Origin of the sequence: Vibrio rhizosphaerae, assembly GCF_024347095.1 — a bacterium.
Lineage (GTDB): Bacteria > Pseudomonadota > Gammaproteobacteria > Enterobacterales > Vibrionaceae > Vibrio > Vibrio rhizosphaerae.
The window spans coordinates 1,300,121-1,322,679 of record NZ_AP024903.1; the positions used below are offsets into that span (position 1 = coordinate 1,300,121).

The window sequence follows — 22,559 nt, forward strand, 5'->3', positions numbered from 1 at the left end:
CTTAATCGGTGTGAAATTGTTCACATGCAAGCATGGTGTTTTCAATCAGTGTTGCGACCGTCATCGGCCCGACACCGCCGGGTACCGGCGTGATATAGCTGGCTTGATTCTTCGCCACATCATATTCCACATCACCGACGAGCTTGCCATCGTCCATACGGTTAATACCGACATCAATCACAACTGCACCCGGTTTAATCCATTCTCCGGGAATGAAATGTGGTTTGCCGACCGCGACGACTAAGATATCGGCCTGACGTACAAATTGCTCGAGGTCTTGCGTAAAGCGATGACAAGTTGTGGTTGTACAACCGGCTAAGAGAAGCTCGAGTGTCATCGGGCGACCGACAATGTTGGATGCACCGACCACAACAGCATGCTTGCCGCGCGGGTTAATATTGTAGCGCTCCAACAGCGTCATGATGCCTTTCGGCGTACAGGAACGAAGCGTCGGAATGCGTTGTGCAAGCCGTCCGACATTGTAAGGATGGAAACCATCCACATCTTTGTGCGGCAAGATTCTTTCCAGAATGGGGGTTGCATCCAGACCGGCAGGCAGAGGCAACTGGACCAGAATGCCATCAATACTGGCATCGGCATTCAGTTCGTCAATCAGTTCAAGTAATGCATGTTGCGTGGTATTGGCGGGTAAATCGAATGACTTGGAAATAAAGCCGACTTCTTCACAGGCCCGGCGTTTACTGCCGACATAAACATGGGAAGCCGGATCTTCACCGACTAGAACCACGGCCAGTCCCGGCGCCCGAAGTCCTGCATCGGTTCTTGCTTTCACCCGTGCAGAGACTTCGGCACGAACAGTTTTGGAAATTAGAGTTCCATCAATATTTTGAGCAGTCATGGCTTACCTTTATACAAGCGTCGCGAAACAAAAGAATAGCAAAATTTTTGCGCGCATTGTCGCAGATCTTTTCAAGAACATCTATAAGCAAACGTTTGCTTCTGGTTTATTTTCTGAGCTCTCCCTCAGGATGGTAATTTTTTAGGCAGTTAAAACATTCAATTAGAGAAACTCGTTGATTTACGCCGATGAACTCGTATAATCCCACCCCGTAACGCGCCCTTAGCTCAGTTGGATAGAGCACGTGCCTTCTAAGCATGTGGTCACAGGTTCGAATCCTGTAGGGCGCGCCACTTATTTCGATAAGCCCCGATGATACTTGTATCGTCGGGGCTTTTTCTTTTGTCTGAATCGTTGAAAACCAGTCTGTACACAGGGTAATGTAGTTCAAAGTGAGTCAAGTATCAGTGTTCACAGGTGATGCAGATGCTCAGACCCGAATTTACCGGACGGTTGAGATCAAAGGACATGATGAAAATTAGACACGCAGAAGTCACAGATATCGACGCGTTATTGGTTTTAAGTGAGCAAATAGGAATGCTACACTTTGAAAACGCACCGTTCGCATTCAACAAACCTTCAGCCGCTGATAAATTGTTCTGGCTGAATATGCTCAATCATGATGAATCTTCATTGTTTTTGCTGGTCGAGTCAGACCGTCAGGTTGTCGGCTTTCTGACCGCGATGATGACTCAAAATGATACCATTCCATTTATTGTTGATTGTCCGATATGTCGTGTTGGAACGATCGTCATTGATGAGAAACATCGTGCGTCTGGTATTGGAACCAAACTGATGGCTGCCTGTGAGCATTGGGCAAAATCACGAGGCGCCGCGCAAATCAGACTTGAAGTGATGACCTTTAATCAATCGGCGCAAAAGTTTTATCAGCAACTCGGTTTTCAAGACCAGTCGCACATCATGTATCGGCATCTCGACTAAGCCAAGGCGATCGTTCTGTCGTCTCTTAGTTACCGAACGTGATTGACCTATACAGTGTGTTCATCGCACACAGGGAACACAGGAGATATTATTTTGATTAGTCATATTGATCATATCGTTTTGACAGTTTCGGATATTGAACGGTCGGTCGCCTTCTACAAACGAGTTCTGCTCATGCAAGAGGTCTCGTTTGCCAATGGGCGTAAAGCAGTTAAATTTGGCTGCCAAAAGATCAACTTTCAAATCTTAGGCCAGGAACCCCGAAACTTAGCGCAGGTTGGTTCCGGTGATGTGTGTTTAATCTCTGACTGGCCTTTAGGCGACGTCGTCAACCATTTAGCCGGTGAAGGGGTTGAAATTGTCGAAGGTCCGGTCGAAAAGTCAGGCGCAAGCGGGCCGATTCAGTCGGTCTATTTCCTCGACCCGGATTTAAATCTGATTGAGGTGAGTGTGTATATGTAACAAGCGTGAGCCGAATCGACAGCATCACGGTTTACACCTTTCCAGCCTCCGCTTTTCCGGGCGTCCTGCCCGGAAAAGCTTTATCATGCTTCGGTGAATGATTTTCTGTCTAACATTTGAAACACGTCTATTGTGATCTTTATTCAAGGATTGAATTTAATCGATGAAATTATGAAATCAGATGCGCTTGAATGGTAATTGATAAACATGGAGCGCTCTTATACTATCGCAACTTCACCAGCGTAAAAGGAATGTTTAACGTGTTGTCTTTTTTATCAAGATTTAATTTCATTTGGATAAGTCTATTCTTATTGCTTTCCAGTACCCTTCAGGCGGCTGATTTTTATGTCTCTGATATCAGTGAAACTACACAAGATGACGCACCAGCCTTAGTCATTCGTTTTACCAGTCCGGTCGATCCTAATATTGACTTAAGCAAATTAGTTTCTGTGACGCCAAATCCGACATCAGGCAACATATGGATCCCACAAAATAATGGCCGCCAATGGGTACTTCCCTTTGTTGAGCCAAGCACAGAGTACGTCATCAACGTTGATAAAAAGCTTCAATCAATTGGTGGGATAACTATCTCTGAGACAGATAGTGAAGGCCATGTTCATCAATTTGAGCGCACGGTGAAAACTCGTAAAATTGTCCCCGGTGCAAATTTTGCGGACCAAGGGACTTTTTTGGTGGGTAATATTCAAAATGGTATTCCCGTGACTGTGATTAATCAGAAAGCCGTCGATTTAGATGTATTTCGGGTTCGGGACGATGCTTTAGATCGCTTCATTCACGAAACGTCGCTACAGGGGATGAATAATTACTACAGGCTTGAGAAATTAGAAAAATACGCTGATTTAGTTCATACGGCACGCTACGAAAATGATGCAAAAGCCAATCAACGGAAGACCTACAATTTCAACTTAGACCCGGTCTTAGAAAAAAATGAACCGGGGATTTATGTTGCGGTGATTCGCAAAGCGGGTAGTTATGATTATGCCTATGACACGGCAGTCTTTACCATTACTGATATCGGTCTGCATGTCAGGAAGTACAAAGATTCTTTGGTGGTTTACAGTCACTCGATTGCGACAGCAAAGCCGCTTGCCGGTGTCGATTTACATTTTGTATGGCCCAAGACCGCGAAACAAGCCGCGCACGAACAAATCGGTAAGACCGATCTGGACGGTAGCTATCAGCTAGCGACCAATGATCTGCCTAAAATGGTGGTTGCGCGTCAGGGCAAAGGCATTTCCTTTCTGAAATTAAATGAAGGGGCGTTGGATCTTTCCGCCTACCCGAATGTGCCCAGTTTGCATCGCCATTATCAGATGTTTATGTACGGACCTCGTGATCTGTATCGCCCCGGTGAAGCCGTTTTAATTAATTTACTCCTCCGTGACTTTGATGGAAAACAAGTTACCGGCTTACCACTGACAGCCAAGCTTTATGATGCACGGGGTGAACGCATGAAGCAGTTCACTTGGCAACCGGACAGCAGCAATTTATACCAAGTTAATCTTCAGTTAAGTGACAATGTTCCCACAGGAAAGTGGCGTCTTGAAGTCAGTATGAATGACGACTATGTCAATACATATTGGTTTCAGGTGGAAGAGTTCTTACCGGAGACGATGACCCTGTCATTTTACGATGGCGTACCCAACCAAACTCGCTATGCGCCGACCCGTGGTGAGTTTCATGTGCCGATACAAGCCGACTATCTCTACGGTGCTCCTGCGGCAGGGAATCGTGCTGATGCGGTGATTACCGTGTCGCCTTCGACGTCACCATTTCCATTGCTCAAGGATTTTTATTTTGGCAATGCTAAAGAAAAAATCAGAGGCCGGACATGGAAAGCTTCGGAAATTAAGCTTAATCAAGAAGGGAAGGGTGACATCACCGTTCCTGATCGTTGGTCTAAGGTGACCGTGCCGTTACGCTATCTTGTCAGTGCCAGTGTTTATGAAAACGGTGGCCGCCCGGTGACCCGTAATCAATCAATTATACAGTTGCCGGATTACGACAAACTGGTCGGGATTCAACCGTTGTTTAAAGATCGGCCTGCATCCGATAGTACCGTACAATTTAAGTTATTGAGCGTTAACCAAAAAGGCAAGCCCGTCACCGATAAAGTCAGTGTTCGCCTGTCTCGCAACTATCGGGAATATTTCTGGGAATACAATGATTCGCGTGGTTGGTACTGGAATTATAAAAGCCATATTTATACCGTAGGTAGCGAAGCGGTCAATATTAAAAATGGTGCTGTTACCGTCGATTTCCCGGTGCAATGGGGCACTTATATTTTAGAAGTGACTTCAGCAACGGGAGCCAAGAGTACCTTTGAGTTCGAAACGGAGTGGAGCTGGGACAACCATCAAAACAGCAGCAATTTAAAACCGGATATGCTGCAGATGGCATTAGATAAAGATCGTTATGAACCCGGTGAGATGGCTAAATTGCGTTTGACCAGCCCTATCGCAGGTGATGGGATTATCAACGTTGAATCGACGAATGGGGTGGTGTACAGCCTGCATCAACATATCCAGAAAGGCGAAAACGAAGTCAGTATTGATATTCAAAAATCTTGGAACCGACATGATTTGTATGTCACAGCCATGGTATTAACGCCGGCTGATCAGGTTACGGAAGTTGCGCCCAAACGTGCACTGGGAATCACACATTTAGCAATTGTCCGCCCGGATGCCATTGCGAACATTGAACTGACCACGAAGGACAAAACACAGCCCAATAAAGTGGTTCATGCCCATATCAAAGTGACGAATCTAGCCCAGTTGGGTGAGCAAAAATTATATGCCACGGTCGCGCTGGTGGATAAAGGGGTGCTGAATATTACCCGTTATCAACCCCCTCGGCCGGAGCAGTACTTCTATGCACCTCGCCGGTTCGAATCTGCGTACTACGATATCTATGGCAAAATCATCAATAACTTAGGTTATGAGATGATTAACCAGAAATTCGGTGGTGATGGATTTGATGAATCGGATGAAACGCTCAGTCGTGGCGGTAAAAAGCCCAAATCGGATGTGCAAATTGTATCGTTCTTCAGTGAACCGATTGCATTGACGAACGGTGAAGGCGATGTGAGTTTTGAATTGCCAAGCTTCAACGGCAAATTGGAGTGGATGGTTGTGGTCTATGGCGACCACAGTTACGGGAGTGCAGATAAAGCGATGACCGTGGCTGATAAGGTCGTCTCGCAAATCGCCATGCCGCGCTTCCTCGCGATGGGAGATCAGAGTCAAGTGAGTATTGATCTGCATAATCTCTCTGATACCGAACAAACGCTTCGGGTGAGTGTCAGTGCCGAGGGCGCGGTCACGAGTGAAGGGATACAGCAGGAACTGACACTTGCTGATAAAGAAAAAACCGTACTTACGATGCCTGTTACAGCGGCTGAGATTGAAGATCAAGGTGTGATCAGACTAAATATCAGTAATGGTGATGACATCAATATCTCCCGGACCTGGCGACTGGGTGTCCGTAGCCCTTATCCTTGGGTCACCAATCAATTACGTGCCACACTGAAGCCCGGTGAACAATGGCAGCCACAGTTTGATCTCAGTGACTTGCGCGACAGCACTGTCCAAGCCATGCTGACGATTTCTGATCGGCCTGCGATCAATTTCAGAAGTCAATTCGAAAACCTATTGCATTACCCTTACGGCTGTTTAGAGCAAACGACCAGCTCGACCTATCCTTGGTTATTGCTCAACGAAAATATGGCTACAAAACTTGGCTTAAAGGACAGCATTGAACAGCAGTTCCGGCAGCCATTCAGCGAAGCATTCCGCCTGAAACAAATTCAGAACGGGATTGAGAAACTAAAAGCCAAACAGCTGCGTAATGGTGGTTTTGGTTATTGGGATGCCAGCAGTTGGGAATCGCGGTGGGGAACCGTTTATGCCACTGAGTTTTTAATTGATGCGCGTAAACAAGGTCTGGTTGTTGACGAAGATATGTTAAAGCGTGCGATCAAACGTTTGACCTTCTTTGTCAACAATGACCCTAAAAGCGATATGTGGAGTGAAAGCAAAGAATACTATCAGTTCTCGTATCGGGCTTACGCGGCTTTTGTGTTAGCGAAGGCCAATGCCATCAGCTTGAGTGCCTTGCGCCGACTTTATACGCAGGCCACAGCAACGGATAAAGGGTCGTTGGCTGGTACAAAGTCAATGCGATATGATGAGTCGGGTCTTGCCTGGATGCATTTAGCCGGTGCATTACATCAGCTAAATGATACCCGCAGAGCGAAAGATGCACTTTCTTATGCCCTGAGTATTAACCGCAAGCCCGATGCCTATTACCGGGATTATGGTTCAGTTGTACGCGATCAGGCATTAAGCCTTGCTGTTGCCTTAGAGCTCGGGCTGGATGACGGCTCGCTGGCGGATAATCTGGTCGATAGTATGCAAGACAAGCGCTGGTTCAGTACGCAAGAGCGGATCGCGTTATTAAAAGTCGCCCGCCAATATGCCAATAAAAGCAGTCAATGGCATAGCACCATCCAGTTAGCATCGAGTCAGCAGTCACTGGTTAAAAATCAGGCATTCAATTCGGTATTTGATGCAGACCGTCTGCGTCAGCTCAAAGGTATTACTGCGCACAACCAGAAGTTGTATGTCAGCCTGCAATATCAAGGGGCACCGAAAGGTTTACCGCAACCGTCCAGCGACGGTCTGCGTATCAACCGGCAGTATTACGACCTTCAGGGCCAGCTGACGACGCCAACCACGCTCACCAGTGGCGATTTGGTCATTGTTGAGTTAAGTGTTGCGACAGCAGATAAAAATACCCGTATCCCGGATGCTTTAGTGATTGACCTGTTGCCCGCCGGTCTGGCGCTGGAAAACCAAAATCTGGGCAATGCCAGTGTTAATCTGGATAGCATTGTGATTGATGAGAAACCACTTGGAAGCTACTTCCGTGAGCGCCAGACGCAGTATCAAGAATATCGCGATGATCGCTTTGTGGCAGCTGTCAGTCTCGACGGTCAGGCTGTGAAGAAGCTCTATTATCTGGCGCGGGCGATCACTCCGGGGAGTTATCAGGTTGCACCGCCATTTGTAGAAGATATGTATCGTCCGAATTATCGTGCTGTAGGGACGTCAATCGGAACGATGGAGATACAGCCTCGTTAATGACTATCATGAGTAAATATTGCCGGCGATGGGCTTATCTGCCCATGACCGGCATACTGCTGTTTGGGGCTTTCTTATTATATGACTGGGCTGTCCCCGTCGATTTAGAATCCCGTACTCTTAGCCAGACCGTCCTCGCCGAGGACGGTTCTATTTTACGTCACTTTGCCGATGAAAATGGTGTCTGGCGTTTCCCTGTCACCTTAGACGATGTTTCCCCGAATTATCTCACCGCACTGATCACTTATGAAGATCAATATTTTTATGACCATCCGGGTGTCAATGTGCTGGCTCTCATGCGTGCCACTTGGCAGTGGTTGAGTTCCGGGGAAATCGTATCCGGCGGTTCAACCCTCACCATGCAAGTGGCTCGCATCCGTTACCCGGAGCCCAGAACGATCTGGGGAAAGCTCAAAGAAATCGTCCGGGCATTGCAATTAGAGTGGCACTTCAGTAAAAAAGATATCCTCACTTATTATCTCAACCATGCGCCTTTTGGCGGGACTTATGAGGGGATTCAAGCGGCTTCTTTAGGTTACTTTGGTCATTCGGTGAAGCAATTGACGGATGCTCAGGCCGCGTTATTGGCAATCTTGCCACAAGCGCCCAGTTACTACCGCCCGGATCGCCATCCGGCGCGCGCCCGACAAGCCCGGGATAAATTAATGCGTCGCTTGGTCGCCCAGCACGTCTGGTCGCCGGAACAGCTCAACGATGCGTTAATCGAAGACATTACGGTTGCACCTAAAGAAGGTTACCAGTCGGCGCCCTTACTCGCCCGCAGATTAGTCACCGAGAGTCAGGCTCCTCAGATTCACACATTTATTCATCCCCAATGGCAAAGCCAGACCAGTGAGCTGCTCAGACATTATGTCCATGGTATCGGAGAGAATGTTTCTGCGGCGGCTTTGGTGGTTGAAAATCAGACCGGCAAGGTCAAAGTCTACGCCGGATCCGCTGACTTCAATGACAACAGCCGTTTTGCTTATGTGGATATGGTGTCAGCCATAAGGTCACCGGGTTCGACCCTCAAGCCCTTTATTTACGGTATGGCCTTAGATGAAGGAATGATACATAGTGAAAGCTTATTGATGGACGTGCCCCTCAATTTTGGTGGCTATCAACCTGACAATTTTAACAGCGGATTCAGTGGCCCTGTGTCGGTCACGCACGCTTTACAGAAAAGCCTCAATATTCCGGCGGTGCAAGTGCTGGAACAGTTAAAACCGGTTTATTTCTTCTTAAAGATGCAAAAAGCAGGTATTCATTTAAAACTCCCTGTGGGTGCAATACCGAATTTAGCGATTGCGCTCGGAGGCGTGGGTTCTGACTTAGAAGATTTAGTCTATGCGTACACGAGTCTAGGGAACAAAGGGCAAGCACAGCATCTTCGTTTTCGCTCGGCAGACAAACAGACCCAGCAACCGCTTTTAAGTGAAGGGGCGGCGTGGGTGATCCGAAAAATTTTATTGGAGAACCCCAAATCCGTGGCTGGTCTGGCGGTCAAGACCGGTACCAGCTATGGATTCCGGGATGCGTGGGCCATCGGTGTCAGCCAGCATTACACCATCGGCGTATGGATCGGCAGACCGGATGGTGTCCCCATGCCCGGGCATTACGGCCAAGTGACCGCGGTGCCGTTAATCAACAATATTTATCAGCGCCTCAATGACCAACGCCCAGCCCCGTTGGCGCCTGACAGCGTCTCTCAAGTCGATATTTGCTGGCCACAGGGGGATCGGGTTACAACCGACTGTGAGGAGCGCCATCGGGCTTATGTTGTCGACGGGACCATTCCGAAGACTTGGTACAATATTGCGGAGCAACAGCAACTGTTTAATCAGTCTGAATTTTACTTTTGGCAAGCCAGTGACACTCAGTTGCGTGTCAATATTGGCTGCCACATCAAGGCACAACGGCACAAAGTGACGGTCTGGCCAGCGCCGCTCGACCCATGGTTGAAACCGGAGCAACGCCGTGCGGCCCGTATTCCCGGCTGGGATCCGAGATGTCCGGTGACCGGGGCGATTGTTCGACAGTCTGCTGTACACATTCACGGGCTTGCGAATCAGGATGCATTCCGGTTTCCGAAGCAACAGTCTCAAGAGATCACTGTTTCTGCTGAAGGGGGAGAAGCGCCTTTTTACTGGCTTTTAAACGGAGTTTTGCTGTCAAATCAGAACAGAAAGATTATCCTGAAAGATTTAAAATCAGGTCGCTATCAACTGACGCTAATTGATCAAGCCGGTTCAAGGGATCAAGTGTCGTTTGCGGTGCGGCGTGATGAGTGAGTTTATCCAGCCACCGATATCGTCGGGGCTTTAATTTATGACGAACCGATTGAGTATGCTCTGTTTGACGGGGCTTCTCATACGATTCGGTCTTCTATTGGTCGCGATGAATTTAAAACCAACCATCGTATCCTGAACTCAGATAAAGCCCGGGCATTGAAATTCAAGTCTTTGCCCCAATATGATTAGGCATGAAAATGCGTGCACTCTCTCTGTTCCGCAAGTTGACGATATTGTTATGGGTTGGCTTGTTAGTCTCTGTCTATTCTGGCGTCGTAGAAAATACAACCTGGAAGGCTTTTGCTCAGACAAATATTGAGAGTGAATCGCACCCCCAGACATTTGCCCATCTCAAAATTCACACCACGGTTCAGGTCACCCCGACCAATCAGGTTCAGCACGATAGGCTACTGGATGATGGTTTATGGTATACACCGGCGACCAGCCAGCGCAACATCAGCAGGTCGGGATTTTCTGGCGAAAATGATCATCCCGAATACTTGCTTGCGAGCGAAATCCAACTACCAAAAATTCCTGAACTCTGTCATGGCTTTGCCATTGCTTTGCCTCGCCATCCATGGACCTTATTCAATCGTGGGCGAGGGCGCCTCAACGGCTGGAAAGAATCGAATTTACAATACCGGTTTATCCATCACATCTGATGTTTTTGTCTCAACACCGTTAAGTACACAACGAACAAGCGGGTATGACCCGTTGCACCTTATATCACTGGTGTGACAGGACTGCCTATCGTGCGGCTATGCCGTCAGCTCAACGAGACAAAGAGCAAATATGTTAATCAATTCTAGTTTTAAGACGTCTGCTAAGCGACGCCCGTCAGCATTGCGCAATCGCAATGCCGTATGGAAATACTTAGTTTTAGTCACCACCCTCATCATCATGGGCCTGAGCGCGATGCCGACCTGGTATGGTGAAGACGCGGCCATTCAAATACCGACGTCTGCGACGTTAGCACTTGACCCTCAAGGGATTCATCGGGTGCTGCTGCAACATGATGTATCGGTCAAAAAAATTAATTCGAATCCGCAGTTTACCCAAGTGGTTTTAGCTGAGCCGACGATGCAGGCACAGGCCAAAGAGATACTCGCCGGATATGCAGTCCATCCTGAAAAACTGACCCTGGCTTTGAGTCCGTCCGCACCGGATTGGTTGCTCCAGCTTGGATTTTCACCCATCAAGCTCGGATTGGATTTACGGGGCGGGGTTCAATTCTTATTAGATGTTGATACAACGCCGGTGTACCGCCTTCAGGCCGAAGCGCTTGCGAATGCGGTCCGGGATTTTGCCCAGACGCAAGGCATTCGAGGGTTACACCTGAGGAACACCAACGACGGCCAGTTACAACTCATTCTACCGCACGAAGCGAGAGCGGTGGTGAGCGACTATCTCGCCAGCCACTTTCCTCAATGGCAAGTCATGCGTGACGGGAAAATGTTAAAACTCCAGCTCGACCCCAGAGAGAAAACCGAACTGCGAGTCAGGACGGTGCAGCAAAATTTACAAATCATGCGGACCCGTATTGAATCGTTGGGCGTGACCGAAGCCTTGGTTCAGCGCGAGGGGGAGAATCGCATTCGGATTGAACTGCCGGGTGTACAGGATCCTGCGGTTGCCAAAGATGTGATTGGCTCCACGGCAACGCTGGCATTTTATGAAGCGTTTCCGCTGGCTGACGGCAAGACTCAGTTGTTCAAGAACGCTCAAGGTGAGACGGTGATTGTTGGCAAAAAACCAGTGCTGACCGGGACACATATTCTCGATGCGAGAGCAAATGCCGGAGAATTGGGACAAGCCGAAGTCAACATCACCTTAGATAGTGAAGGCGGGAAACAGATGATGACGTTTTCCGGCACGCATATCGGTAAACCGATGGCAACGGTATTTAGTGAATATAGCCGCCAACCTGACGGAACGTTGACTCAGAAAAACAAAGTGATCAGCGTCGCAACCATTCAGTCTGCACTGTCGGAGCGATTCAGGATCACCGGGGTCGGAACGCATCAACAAGCGCAGCAGCTGGCGTTACTGCTCCGGGCCGGTTCAATGACGGCACCGGTCACGATTGTGGCGGAGCGGACCATCGGGCCAAGTTTAGGTGCCGAAAATATTCGAAATGGCTTTGCAGCGCTTGGACTGGGACTGGCGAGTACCTTGCTGTTTATGGCGCTGTGGTATCGTCGTTTAGGTTGGATAGCCAATATTGCATTGCTCGCTAATATGGTGCTGTTATTTGGGTTGATTGCATTGATACCGGGGGCGGTTTTAACCCTGCCGGGGATTGCGGGATTAGTGCTGACGGTCGGGATGGCCGTGGATACCAATGTGCTGATTTTTGAGCGTATCCGCGACAAACTCAAAGAAGGCAGAAGTTTCGCGAATGCGATTGATTGTGGCTTTAAGAGCGCAGTTGCCACCATCTTTGATGCCAACATCACCACGATGATTACCGCAGTGGTGCTCTATGCCATCGGCAATGGTCCGATTAAAGGGTTCGCATTGACGTTGGGGCTGGGGCTGCTAACCAGCATGTTTACCGGCATTTTTGCCTCTCGCGTCCTGATTAATCTGGTTTATGGCCGCCATTCATCTCATGAGGTAAGGGTTTAATATGACATTCAAATTCACACGTTACTGGCGTTATATTTTCAGTGCGGTTTCGGTTTTGCTGATGGTGTTATCCATTGGCGTTATTGCCTTAAAAGGGTTGAACTGGGGACAAGATTTTACCGGCGGCGTCGTCAGCGAGATACGATTGGATAAGCCAATGGATGAGTCGGTTCTGCGTAATACGCTCACACAAAATTATGGTCGGGATGTGTCGCTGATTGCGACAGGTGAGCCGAAGCGTTGGATTCTACGTTATCCTGTCACAGAACAACTTCATATCGCCGCGCTCTCCGCTCAACTCGATACGCCGATAGAGACATTGAATACCAGTATTGTCGGGCCTCAGGTTGGTCAAGAATTAGCAGAACAAGGGGGGCTTGCTGTCCTCATTGCGGTGTTGTGTATTCTGGGATATTTGTCATTTCGCTTTGAATGGCGCTTAGCCAGTGGTGCCTTGTTTGCTTTGGTCCACGATGTCGTTTTTGTGATTGCTTTTTTTGCCCTGACCCAAATGGAGTTTAATCTGACGGTACTTGCTGCGGTGTTGGCAATACTGGGCTACTCATTGAACGATTCGATTATTATCGCAGACCGGATTCGTGAGTTGTTAATCAGAAAGCCTGATGTGCCGTTGCCAGATATTAACAATATGGCGGTTATGGCGACATTTTCCCGAACCATGGTGACATCTGGCACAACCCTGATGACGGTGGCCGCGCTCTGGATCATGGGGGGAGAACCCCTGCAAGGGTTTTCAATCGCAATGTTTATTGGCATCCTGACCGGTACGTTCTCCTCGATTGCCGTGGGGACATCATTGCCTGAACTGTTGGGACTCACCAGTCAGCATTATCAGCCACAGCCGGTTATGCCGGATCATGAAACGGAAGTACCATACTAGACCGATGCAAACGGGCAGCAACTGATGCTGCCCTAAACCGACGTTTCCGTGAATTGTTCGAGCGGTATTCTGTGGATACGCTCGATTTTTTTCATTGAAGATGAGAAAAAACATACTTTGAGGATGAAAATCAGTAAATTATCCCGTATATAAATCAATTCAGTGTGCCTTAGTGCACTTCAGGAGCTGCCAGACATGAGCCAAGAGCAACCCAATAATCCGCTGCACGGTTTGACTTTAGAAAAGATCTTGGTGCGTTTACAAGAACACTATGGCTGGGAAGAGTTAGATGCAGCCATTCAAATTAACTGTTTTTACAACAACCCATCCATTAAGTCGTCATTAAAGTTTCTGCGCAGAACGCCGTGGGCAAGAGAGAAGGTCGAAGCACTGTATATTGAAACTTTCTGCAAATAAGAAAATATCCGATAAGGAGCGCTCAATTCATGGAATTACACACGATTTTACTGTTCGCTGTTGCATGTTTATCAATCAACTTAATACCGGGGCCAGACGTGATTTATATCGTGTCCAACACGATGAAGGGCAAAATGGTCGGGGGCGTGAAAGCTGCGCTAGGGTTAGGTGTCGGTTATTTCGTCCACACTTTAGCGGCGGTACTCGGTTTATCTGCCATTATCATGAGTTCTGCGTTGGCTTTCAGCATCGTTAAGTGGCTGGGGGCAATCTATCTGCTGTATTTGGGGTTCAGCTCTCTCAAGTCGATGTGGCTGGGCGGTTCAAAGTTAACCACAGCAGCACATGCTCAGTCCCAAGGGAATGTCTTTCAACAAGGGATCATTGTCAGTGTCCTGAATCCGAAAGTGGCGTTGTTTTTTCTGTCTTTTCTGCCGCAGTTTATTGATACTGCTTCAAGTTCAGTGAATATGCAGCTATTCATTTTAGGGTTGTGTTTCAGTGGAATGGCGACCCTGTGTAATATGATGTATGCATTTGTCGGTAGTTGGTTATTAAAAAGCGCCAAAGCTCAGCGTTATTCCCGAATCATCGAAGGGGTCTCTGGTGTGCTTTTGATTGGCTTGGCCGGCAAAATTGTATTGAGTAAACAGTAGTTTTAATTGATAAATATACCTTTAAGGGAAGATAATGACTAAAATAGGATTCTTCATTCGTTTTACGGTTGCCTATACCGTAGTGATGGCGCTTGCCGGTTTGTTCGCTGGTTTTTTAGAAATGGAGGAGCATGCGAGCAGTTTAAATGCGCCGATATTGCTCGGTGTGTCATATTGGGTTTTCTACACTTACACAAATAAGAATGGACGACTCGTCGAGAAGCGAGAGAAATGGCATTTAATGGGGCTGGCGCTGCTCGGTGACGTAATTGCCACGCTCTTGTTAGGTACCCCGACCATGTTGGCAAATGGTTTACCAATTCAATATTTAGTGATTGGTTTATTAATCGCCATTCCATTACATTTGTTGCTTTTTCTATTCATCAACTATTGCGTCAAAAAGAGCATCATCAAACAGCGTCCTGAACTGGCCGAAAGTTAACCGGATGCTCAATCATGATTGATTCGATATTTGAAATCGTCGGTTAGCACCGGATATCGGGTGGGGATCCAATTTGGACGGACATTGCATCAGGAGAAATGATGGACATCAAGATTAGAAGCGCTCTCATGAGTGATGCGCAGGCTATCAGTGAGTTAATTGTGCCGTTAACGGATAAATATGTCTGCCCGACTTTCGATGCATCGGCACGTCACTTTCTGCTTGGTTCTATGTCGGTGGCGAATATTGAAACTTATTTATCGGGCAATTACTTTTATGTTGTCGCGGTGAACCCGAGTGATACGGTGGTTGGTGTGGCCGGGATCCGCGACTTCTCACATCTGTATCATCTGTTTGTTGCTGATCACTATCAGGGACAGGGACTGTCACGTCAGTTGTGGGACGTGGTGAAGCAAGTATCTCTCAACCACGGTAATCACGGTTATTTTACGGTGAACTCCGCCGTGAATGCAGAACATGTCTATTTGCGTTTTGGTTTTAAGCGTGTTGAGGGGGTCAGAAACAGAAACGGGATCTTGGATATTCCGATGGCACTAGAACTGGTTGATGAACCCGTATAGAGTGATATATCGGAACAGTATTCAGTCATCACCTCTCTTTATGGCGAGAGTGGCGAGTATCAGACTTAACATCATACATTGACGCATAAAACAAGTCAGTGGTTCCCTCTGAACCATAGTTGTGAACATTATTTTATTTGGAGTGGGGGATTGAGTGTCATGAAAATCGGTATTGTTGGCACAGGAAATATGGGAAAGGTTATCGGTCTAACGCTTGCACGACAAGGCCATTCGGTATTTTTTGGTGCGAGAGATCTTCGCAAAGTCGCTGGGTTTGCTGCGGATTATGGGGTGAATGTTCAATGCGGCTCGAACCAAGCAGCGGCAGATTATGGTGACGTGATTTATTACAATCCGAGAGATGTTGCACCGAATGAAGTGTTAACCGACATCAACGCACTTTCAGGAAAACCCGTGATCTGTTCACACAATGGTACCGTCCCGCAAGACTTTCAATTTGACGCGATTACTTGCTCAAAGGCTGAAATTTTACAGCGTCAGATTCCATCTGCACATGTTGTGACTGCGTTCAATACGATTACTCAAGAAACATTTGAACTTGCGGAGCAGGGACTGGATGCGCTGAATGTCTGTTGTTTTGTGGCATCGGATGCGCCTGAAGCAAAAAACAGGGTGTCACAGTTAATCGGGCAGATAGGATTTACCCCAGTAGATTGTGGTGATTTAAGGCAGTCACGATTAATAGAAAGTGCTGCAGATTTGATTCGAATGCTGATGTATAAAGCACAAACACCATGGAAGGCATTTTCATTGATTGATCTCCCGGAAGTACAACAAGCATTCAGTGGCCGGATTCAGTCGGCGTTACATGACCATAAACTGGATCATTAATCGTCATAAGCATGAGGGAAATTGCGTGACAAAATTTGCCGTATTATCTGATATTCATAGCAATGTCTTTGCCCTCGATGCTGTGGTTAATCATGCCAAATCACAAGGGGTGGATCGGTTTATCAATCTTGGGGATATCTTGTATGGCCCGATTGCACCGAGAGAAACTTATGAATATTTGTTAGCGCTGGATGCATACACGATATCAGGCAATCAGGATCGACAAATCTACCAAGCTACGCCAGAAGACATTGAATCCAATCCTACCATGGCGTTTATCCTCGGTGATTTGGGTCAGGCTCCGTTAGACTGGATGAAGCAGTTACCGTTTGATTTACAGATCACCGGTGATATCTATGCGTGCCACGGGACACCAACCGACGATCTGGTGTATTTATTAGAAAATGTTGAGTCAGGGAAACCTGAAGTGAGGGCGGATCAGGACATTTTAGAATTATTGGCCGGTATTTCCTCGCCAATCATTCTGTGTGGTCATACCCATATCCCAAGATGTGTTGAACTATCGACCGGTCAAATCGTCATCAATCCCGGTAGTGTCGGATTGCAAGCGTATCAAGACGAAGAACCGGTGCGTCATGCGATGCAAAATTATTCCTCTTGCGCATCGTATGTCACGTTGTCCCGAGATTCTGGTGGTGAGTGGCATATTGCTTTTCACCGGGTCGGTTACGATGTCTTGCCAGCCATCGATGCGGCTCACGAGCGAGGTCGGCATGACTGGGTTCAATTTTTGCGTACCGGACGATGTTAATGATCAAACAACACAATTGAATGCGTATTGGGATGATTTTTCGGCTGCCGTCATATCGTGTCCAGCATTGCAACCGGGTCTGCAGTAAAAGAAATATGGGGTGAGTAAAATGAATGGAAGTGTCAAGATTATTCAGCGGATATTGTTTAACCGGGATGCAGTGTTATCGATGATCGTACCGGCATTGATTTATGGTCTGACTTATCGATATTTGGGATTGATTGATGCGGTTCTCGCTTCTGGTTTTTATGCGATATTGGTGAGCTTCTGGCTGAAATCAACCAAATATATTGCATTTTTATTTGCGGTGTTCGGGCTGATTGAAGTCGCGATTGTCTGGTTGATCCCCGGCCAATGGTTGTTGAATACGCTGTTTGTGAAGTCTTTGGTGGGGGCGTTGCAAACCGCGTTGATATTCCTTATCTTTGCGCTGATCAATAAACCGATTCCCAAGTTGTTTGCCGAGGTTGCATCTCCCAGCCTGAAACAGTGGGATTTTAGTCAAACCAAAGCCTATGCCAGTATTTGGCAGCGGCTCTCTTATATATGGGTCCTCGCATATCTTGCCAAGGCATTGCTGTTGTTCGCGTTATACCCGATGAATGCCGATAGTCTCGTCACATTTAATTTGGTGTCTGGCTGGCCGATGCAGATTGGTTTAATCGTATTTTCCGTGCCTTATGTTCGCCGCCAGTTTGATAAATATGCATCTGATAAATTGGTGGGGTAGAGGTTAAGGCTTTATTTTCTGGTTGAATTGAGTCTTCAATGAAAAATTATTTTGAAAGTCCCTTTAAGGGCAAACCACTCACAGAGCAGGTGAGCAACCCCAATATCAAGGTGGGGCGTTATAGTTACTATTCAGGCTATTATCATGGGCATTCATTTGATGATTGTGCCCGTTATCTGTTGCCTGATCGTGATGATGTTGATCAGCTGATTATTGGCAGTTTTTGTTCTATCGGGACCGGTGCTGCCTTTATGATGGCTGGCAATCAAGGGCACCGATATGACTGGGCGACCTCATTTCCTTTCTTTTATATGAGTGAAGAGCCTGCGTTTTCCGAGGCTATGGATGCTTATCAAAGTGCGGGGGATACCGTGATTGGCAGCGATGTCTGGATTGGGTCTGAGGCTATGATTATGCCCGGCATCAAGATCGGCCATGGTGCCGTGATCGGCAGCCGGGCTTTAGTCACCAAAGATGTTGAGCCCTATACGATTGTCGGTGGCAATCCGGCCAAACCCATCCGGAAACGGTTTTCAGAACCGGAAATCGCTATGTTGCTTGAAATGGCTTGGTGGGATTGGTCACTGCCACAAATTAAAGCAGCGATGCCGTTTTTGTGTTCGTCTGATATTAAGAACCTTTATCATCACTGGCAACATTCAAACGGCTAATCGATTGCGATGCCGGGCCCTGATATCTGAGCTTGTGGTGCCGTCTGCTATCGATTCACAAGACTCGATTCACAAGACGTCTTCTCACCCATTCACCATAAGAGAGAAAAGAAGTCGTTATTGGCCGGTGTCGTCGGCTGTTTCAGGAGAGAATCTGGATATGGATATTTTGTTATATAGTGCCAAGGGTTCCAATAGCTCGGAAAGAGTTCAGTGGGTGCTTAACTTTAAGGGGATTCCCTACCAAATCGTCGAGGTCAGTTCACAAGCGCTGAACTCGACCTATCTGACCATTAATCCGTTTGGCTATGTGCCGTCACTCTCGGTCGACGGGGTGGTGTTTTCTGAGTCGATGGCGATCGCTGAGTATCTTGAAGAACGTTTTCCTCGTTGCTCTTTGCTCGGTGAAAATCTCAATGAAAAAACGCATATTCGCCGTGTCTGTGAATATGTCAATGGCAGTATTCATTCGCCGCAAAACCGAACGGTGCTGCAATTTTTGCGTCCTGATCTTGATGAGGTTTCGAAACGGCAACTCCGTGGCGAGTGGATTATGCATGGTCTCGAAAAACTCAGTCCATCGCTTTGTCATGAGTCCGGGTATGCGATTGGTCATGGTTTTAGTCTGGCCGATATATTTGTGGCTTCCATATACAAAAAAGCCTTGCAGCATGGTTGCTGTGGTCATGCATTCTACAATCGGCATCTGATGTTTATTCGACAGAATGACAGTGTCATGGCTTCAGAACCCCCGGCATATTCACCTTCACCCGATTGAATCCCATCACTTGTATTGCGGAGGTGGATTTCGTCAAGCGACAGGATATTATGTGTTTAATATTGTGGTTTGAGATGTTTGAGATAAAAAGGGAAGCCAGATGAGATGGCTTCCCTTTTTTGCTGAGATGTGTCGCTCAGACAGCGTGAATTAAATTTTAAAGCGTGAAACTAAATGATTCAGTTGCTCTGCCAGACGAGCGATTTCACCACTGGATTGACGGGTTTCATCGGATGCCACGGCATTTTCTTCAGCGATTTGACGCACATTGACAATGTTTTCGTTGATACTTTCAGCAACTGTGCTCTGCTGCTCAGAAGCACTGGCGATTTGCATATTCATGTCATTGATTACACCAATAGCATGGATAATTGCTTGCAACGTTTCATTGGTCTCATCGGCCTGTTCAACACATACCGATGCTTGTTTTTTCCCCTGACTCATCGCATCGACGGTACTTTGTGTCCCTTGTTGAAGCTGCTCAATAATGTTCTGGATCTCTTGGGTGGAATCCTGTGTTCTGGATGCCAGTGAGCGGACTTCATCGGCAACAACCGCAAATCCGCGGCCTTGTTCTCCGGCACGGGCTGCCTCAATTGCTGCATTCAGTGCGAGCAGGTTGGTCTGCTCGGCAATCCCTCTGATGACGTCCAGAATGGTACTGATGTTGTGGACTTCTTGTTCAACTTCGCTGAGTTTTTCCGCAGACTGGGTGACGCTGTCCGAGAGTAGATGAATAGCCTTGATTGTGCGTGATACAACATTTGCACCGGATTCAGCTTCCTGATTGGCTTTATCGGCCGCAGTCGCTGCCTGAGAGGCGCTGTTGGCCACATCATGAACGGTCACGGTCATCTCATTCATAGCGGTTGCGACCATTTCTGTTTCTGATTCTTGCCGGATAATACTCTGACTACTTTGTTCGGTGACAGTGGCCAGTTCAGTCGATGCCGATGCAAGCTCGGTGCTGGCTCCGGAAATCGTGGTGATCATCTCTTTGAGATTTATCGCAGTGTTTTGCACCGCAGCCAGCAGTAAACCGGTTTCATCTTTACTGGTTTTTCCGACATCAATCGTCAAATCACCCTCTGCGAGCAGATTGGCCGCATTCACAGCTTTACGAACCGGGCGGGTAATGGCAATCGTCAGAACATAAGAGGCGGCGATTCCCAACACAATTGCCAGTACAGATAAAAGCATCGTGATTTCTATACTTCTGCTGGTATTGTCTTTTAACTCAGGACCGAGCGTATCTTGTTCTTTCATCACTGACAGCGTGACTTTTTCGACATTTGCAGCAATCTGAGGGCCTAATCTATCGAGAGTCCCAGTAATAATTTTATTGGATTGTGCAATCTGAGTATGGATGTCATTCATGTCTCTCAGATAATCTTGATGAGCTTTGAGGAAAGCGGTCAACAGTGGTTGCTGCGATGTGCCTTGGATCTCTTGCTTCAGCGCCTGTATTTCATCCTGTAGCTCTTGATCCATATTGGTGACCGCGATGGTGAAATCTTCATCAAGGCTGCTTTGCAGATATTTCACCACAAACAGACGCCCGACAAGCATACCACGTTGTGTCTGAGCGGCGCGGTAGGTGAGTGTGGTATTGTTTTCTTGATTAGCGGCGTTGAGAATTTGAGCCACAGTCTTGCGCATCTCTTCGCCGTAAGTGCTTAGTTTTTCTTCAAGATGATTACGTTTCCTGACGAGTTCTACCACTTGCTTAAAGGCATTGTCATAGGTATCAATTGCGCTGCCCACTTGGTCAATCAGGTCTTTTCTTTCTGGAGATTGAATTAATTGTTTTGCCTCATTTAAGTAATTGCGCATTTTGGCAAGATAGTTTTGATAGGTGGTGATGTCTTCCGTGTTTCTCGTGATCAGGAAATCTTTCACATTCATACGAACCATTAGCATGTTCGTTTGTAAGCGACTGGAAAGATTCGTCTCCCGGGCCAGACCTCTGTATTGGTTGATCCCATCACTGACTGACTGTAATGCGATGATACTCGCCCCTAAAACAATCGATAATAAAATCAGTACGACAGCAAACCCAGCACCAATTTTTAAGCCTAGCCTTAAGTCCCTAAACATATTTCCACCTATTTATCTGTTTTGATAACCCTTTTGACGTTATTTTTGGCAATAAATACGTGCCAGAGATCCGACAAAATCTCACCACATGATATCAGAGCAACATACAAATTATAGACTATTGATAAGATATCAGAGTAGTTGAGTGAAAAGATCTGAAAACTTTGAAGGAGTCTCAATTAATTGAGTAAAATCAGTAACTAAATGTACATCACAATGAGATCAGGGTGCAGTTAGCGTGTGCGGGTCTGATCTCATTTTGAGATTCAGGCGCGAAGTTTGAGCATAAGATATAATGAGAATCGATTGAAATTGTGACATTTTTCCCGGATGATTCGGTGCGCATTACATCCATAGGGTCAACAATGACCGGATGAGATGATGCTGAATATGGACTTAAAAAATAATATTACTTAAAGCACAACAATTTACGGAATGATTCATCATGACAATTCATCTAGTGAAAACAGGAATGCGTCGGTTGTTGACCGGTTTGGTCATTGGCACTGCTGCTTTCTCTGCGACGACACCATTTGCGACAGCATCCACCATTGAAGGGATTTTAAAGTCAGGTGAGCTTAAATTCTGTTTTGAAGCTGGTTATGTACCATTTGAAATGACCAGTAAAGATGGGCGATTCATCGGTTTTGATATTGATATTGCAAAGCATATGGCGCATTCGATCGATGTGAAATTTGTGCCGGTCAATACCGCATGGGATGGCATTATTCCGGCATTACAGACCGGAAAGTGTGATTTTATCGGCGGGATGACAGTGACACCGAAACGCAATCTGAAAGTGTCGTTTGCTGATGCGTACATGCAGATTGGTCAGACGGTTTTACTGTCACCGAAACTGGCCGGAAAAATTCATAGTTATCGTGATTTGAATGATGCGAAGTACACGGTCACCACTCAAATGGGAACGACCGGTGCCGAAGCGGCGAAGAAATATCTGTCAAAAGCAAAAGTTGATCTCTACGATACGTCTGCCGATGCCGTGTTGCAGGTTGCCAATGGCCGGGCCGATGCGTTTGTTTACGATTTGCCCTATAACGCGATGTACGCGGCACAACATTCGCAGCAGGTTGTTCATCTTGATGAAGCCTTCACATTCGAACCGCTGGGCTGGGCTGTACGTCAGGGAGATATGGCGTTTGTAAACTTCCTGAATAATTATTTAAAACAGATTCATGGTGACGGGACGTACGAACGGATTTACAACAAATGGTTTAAGTCAGACCGTTGGATCAACAACGTGCAGTAACTCATTTGTGCCAGTGTTCCTTCGATGCTGGCGACAGAATAAAAAACACCG

General features: G+C 47.0%; 19 protein-coding genes and 1 tRNA gene. 18 read left to right on the forward strand and 2 right to left on the reverse strand.

The features are described 5' to 3' along the window. Position 1: 1 nt before the first annotated feature. A complete protein-coding gene (gene folD / locus OCV37_RS05590) occupies positions 2–859 on the reverse strand; it encodes a bifunctional methylenetetrahydrofolate dehydrogenase/methenyltetrahydrofolate cyclohydrolase FolD (RefSeq protein WP_038178486.1) in 858 nt (285 codons plus the stop codon). 216 nt (positions 860–1,075) lie between these two features. On the opposite strand from folD, the gene OCV37_RS05595 reads away from it, so the two are divergent. The 17 genes from OCV37_RS05595 to OCV37_RS05675 all read left to right on the forward strand — a co-directional run bounded on the left by OCV37_RS05595 (position 1,076) and on the right by OCV37_RS05675 (position 19,144). Further along, positions 1,076–1,152: transfer RNA gene (locus OCV37_RS05595), tRNA-Arg, on the forward strand. Positions 1,153–1,330: 178 nt separating this feature from the next. Further along, entirely contained in the window at positions 1,331–1,801 is a 471-nt protein-coding gene (locus OCV37_RS05600) for a GNAT family N-acetyltransferase (protein WP_038178668.1), read from the forward strand. A gap of 93 nt (positions 1,802–1,894) precedes the next feature. Then, entirely contained in the window at positions 1,895–2,263 is a 369-nt protein-coding gene (locus OCV37_RS05605; RefSeq protein ID WP_038178487.1) for a VOC family protein, read from the forward strand. A 260-nt stretch (positions 2,264–2,523) separates the two neighbouring features. Further along, a complete protein-coding gene (locus tag OCV37_RS05610) occupies positions 2,524–7,425 on the forward strand; it encodes an alpha-2-macroglobulin family protein (protein WP_261888131.1) in 4,902 nt (1,633 codons plus the stop codon). A gap of 8 nt (positions 7,426–7,433) precedes the next feature. After that, positions 7,434–9,716: a penicillin-binding protein 1C gene (gene pbpC, locus OCV37_RS05615; RefSeq protein ID WP_169739344.1), complete on the forward strand. Its 2,283-nt coding sequence runs from the start codon at positions 7,434–7,436 to the stop codon at positions 9,714–9,716. Between the two features lie 191 nt (positions 9,717–9,907). After that, positions 9,908–10,378 (forward strand): hypothetical protein, encoded by a 471-nt coding sequence (locus OCV37_RS05620; protein ID WP_038178490.1) that lies wholly within the window; start codon positions 9,908–9,910, stop codon positions 10,376–10,378. Between the two features lie 130 nt (positions 10,379–10,508). Then, a complete protein-coding gene (secD, locus tag OCV37_RS05625; RefSeq protein WP_038178491.1) occupies positions 10,509–12,344 on the forward strand; it encodes a protein translocase subunit SecD in 1,836 nt (611 codons plus the stop codon). A gap of 1 nt (position 12,345) precedes the next feature. Further along, positions 12,346–13,245 carry a protein translocase subunit SecF gene (secF, locus tag OCV37_RS05630; protein ID WP_038178492.1) on the forward strand — a complete coding sequence of 300 codons (900 nt, stop codon included), beginning with the start codon at positions 12,346–12,348 and terminating at the stop codon, positions 13,243–13,245. A gap of 195 nt (positions 13,246–13,440) precedes the next feature. Then, positions 13,441–13,662: a VF530 family protein gene (locus tag OCV37_RS05635; RefSeq protein ID WP_038178494.1), complete on the forward strand. Its 222-nt coding sequence runs from the start codon at positions 13,441–13,443 to the stop codon at positions 13,660–13,662. 29 nt (positions 13,663–13,691) lie between these two features. Further along, positions 13,692–14,318, forward strand: coding sequence for a LysE family translocator (locus tag OCV37_RS05640; protein WP_038178496.1), 627 nt, complete (start codon positions 13,692–13,694; stop codon positions 14,316–14,318). Between the two features lie 34 nt (positions 14,319–14,352). Further along, positions 14,353–14,760: an ABZJ_00895 family protein gene (locus OCV37_RS05645; protein ID WP_038178497.1), complete on the forward strand. Its 408-nt coding sequence runs from the start codon at positions 14,353–14,355 to the stop codon at positions 14,758–14,760. A 128-nt stretch (positions 14,761–14,888) separates the two neighbouring features. Next, positions 14,889–15,341, forward strand: coding sequence for a GNAT family N-acetyltransferase (locus tag OCV37_RS05650; protein ID WP_261888132.1), 453 nt, complete (start codon positions 14,889–14,891; stop codon positions 15,339–15,341). 159 nt (positions 15,342–15,500) lie between these two features. Then, complete coding sequence (locus tag OCV37_RS05655) at positions 15,501–16,193, forward strand: NADPH-dependent F420 reductase (RefSeq protein ID WP_038178498.1); 693 nt, start codon at positions 15,501–15,503, stop codon at positions 16,191–16,193. Positions 16,194–16,218: 25 nt separating this feature from the next. Continuing rightward, on the forward strand, positions 16,219–16,965 hold the full coding sequence (locus OCV37_RS05660; protein ID WP_038178500.1) for a metallophosphoesterase family protein: 747 nt from the start codon (positions 16,219–16,221) through the stop codon (positions 16,963–16,965). Between the two features lie 109 nt (positions 16,966–17,074). After that, entirely contained in the window at positions 17,075–17,695 is a 621-nt protein-coding gene (locus OCV37_RS05665) for a hypothetical protein (protein ID WP_038178501.1), read from the forward strand. A 38-nt stretch (positions 17,696–17,733) separates the two neighbouring features. Beyond that, positions 17,734–18,366, forward strand: coding sequence for a type B chloramphenicol O-acetyltransferase (catB, locus tag OCV37_RS05670; protein WP_038178502.1), 633 nt, complete (start codon positions 17,734–17,736; stop codon positions 18,364–18,366). 160 nt (positions 18,367–18,526) lie between these two features. After that, positions 18,527–19,144: a glutathione S-transferase family protein gene (locus tag OCV37_RS05675; RefSeq protein ID WP_038178503.1), complete on the forward strand. Its 618-nt coding sequence runs from the start codon at positions 18,527–18,529 to the stop codon at positions 19,142–19,144. Between the two features lie 150 nt (positions 19,145–19,294). Here the strand turns inward: OCV37_RS05675 and OCV37_RS05680 are convergent, their stop codons facing one another. Continuing rightward, positions 19,295–21,241 (reverse strand): HAMP domain-containing methyl-accepting chemotaxis protein, encoded by a 1,947-nt coding sequence (locus OCV37_RS05680; RefSeq protein WP_038178504.1) that lies wholly within the window; start codon positions 21,239–21,241, stop codon positions 19,295–19,297. Between the two features lie 472 nt (positions 21,242–21,713). Between OCV37_RS05680 and OCV37_RS05685 the strand changes: the two genes are divergently transcribed. Further along, positions 21,714–22,508 carry a transporter substrate-binding domain-containing protein gene (locus tag OCV37_RS05685; protein WP_038178672.1) on the forward strand — a complete coding sequence of 265 codons (795 nt, stop codon included), beginning with the start codon at positions 21,714–21,716 and terminating at the stop codon, positions 22,506–22,508. The last annotated feature ends 51 nt before the right edge of the window (positions 22,509–22,559 follow it).

Excerpts from the sequence above, each read along its gene's own strand:
- folD (WP_038178486.1), bottom strand. The coding sequence starts at position 859 with ATGACTGCTCAAAATATTGATGGAACTCTAATTTCCAAAACTGTTCGT.
- OCV37_RS05650 (WP_261888132.1), top strand. The coding sequence starts at position 14,889 with ATGAGTGATGCGCAGGCTATCAGTGAGTTAATTGTGCCGTTAACGGAT.
- secD (WP_038178491.1), top strand. The coding sequence starts at position 10,509 with ATGTTAATCAATTCTAGTTTTAAGACGTCTGCTAAGCGACGCCCGTCA.
- pbpC (WP_169739344.1), top strand. The coding sequence starts at position 7,434 with ATGAGTAAATATTGCCGGCGATGGGCTTATCTGCCCATGACCGGCATA.
- OCV37_RS05680 (WP_038178504.1), bottom strand. The coding sequence starts at position 21,241 with ATGTTTAGGGACTTAAGGCTAGGCTTAAAAATTGGTGCTGGGTTTGCT.
- OCV37_RS05645 (WP_038178497.1), top strand. The coding sequence starts at position 14,353 with ATGACTAAAATAGGATTCTTCATTCGTTTTACGGTTGCCTATACCGTA.
- OCV37_RS05635 (WP_038178494.1), top strand. The coding sequence starts at position 13,441 with ATGAGCCAAGAGCAACCCAATAATCCGCTGCACGGTTTGACTTTAGAA.
- OCV37_RS05675 (WP_038178503.1), top strand. The coding sequence starts at position 18,527 with ATGGATATTTTGTTATATAGTGCCAAGGGTTCCAATAGCTCGGAAAGA.
- OCV37_RS05620 (WP_038178490.1), top strand. The coding sequence starts at position 9,908 with ATGAAAATGCGTGCACTCTCTCTGTTCCGCAAGTTGACGATATTGTTA.
- catB (WP_038178502.1), top strand. The coding sequence starts at position 17,734 with ATGAAAAATTATTTTGAAAGTCCCTTTAAGGGCAAACCACTCACAGAG.
- OCV37_RS05665 (WP_038178501.1), top strand. The coding sequence starts at position 17,075 with ATGAATGGAAGTGTCAAGATTATTCAGCGGATATTGTTTAACCGGGAT.
- OCV37_RS05600 (WP_038178668.1), top strand. The coding sequence starts at position 1,331 with ATGAAAATTAGACACGCAGAAGTCACAGATATCGACGCGTTATTGGTT.
- secF (WP_038178492.1), top strand. The coding sequence starts at position 12,346 with ATGACATTCAAATTCACACGTTACTGGCGTTATATTTTCAGTGCGGTT.
- OCV37_RS05655 (WP_038178498.1), top strand. The coding sequence starts at position 15,501 with ATGAAAATCGGTATTGTTGGCACAGGAAATATGGGAAAGGTTATCGGT.
- OCV37_RS05685 (WP_038178672.1), top strand. The coding sequence starts at position 21,714 with ATGCGTCGGTTGTTGACCGGTTTGGTCATTGGCACTGCTGCTTTCTCT.
- OCV37_RS05640 (WP_038178496.1), top strand. The coding sequence starts at position 13,692 with ATGGAATTACACACGATTTTACTGTTCGCTGTTGCATGTTTATCAATC.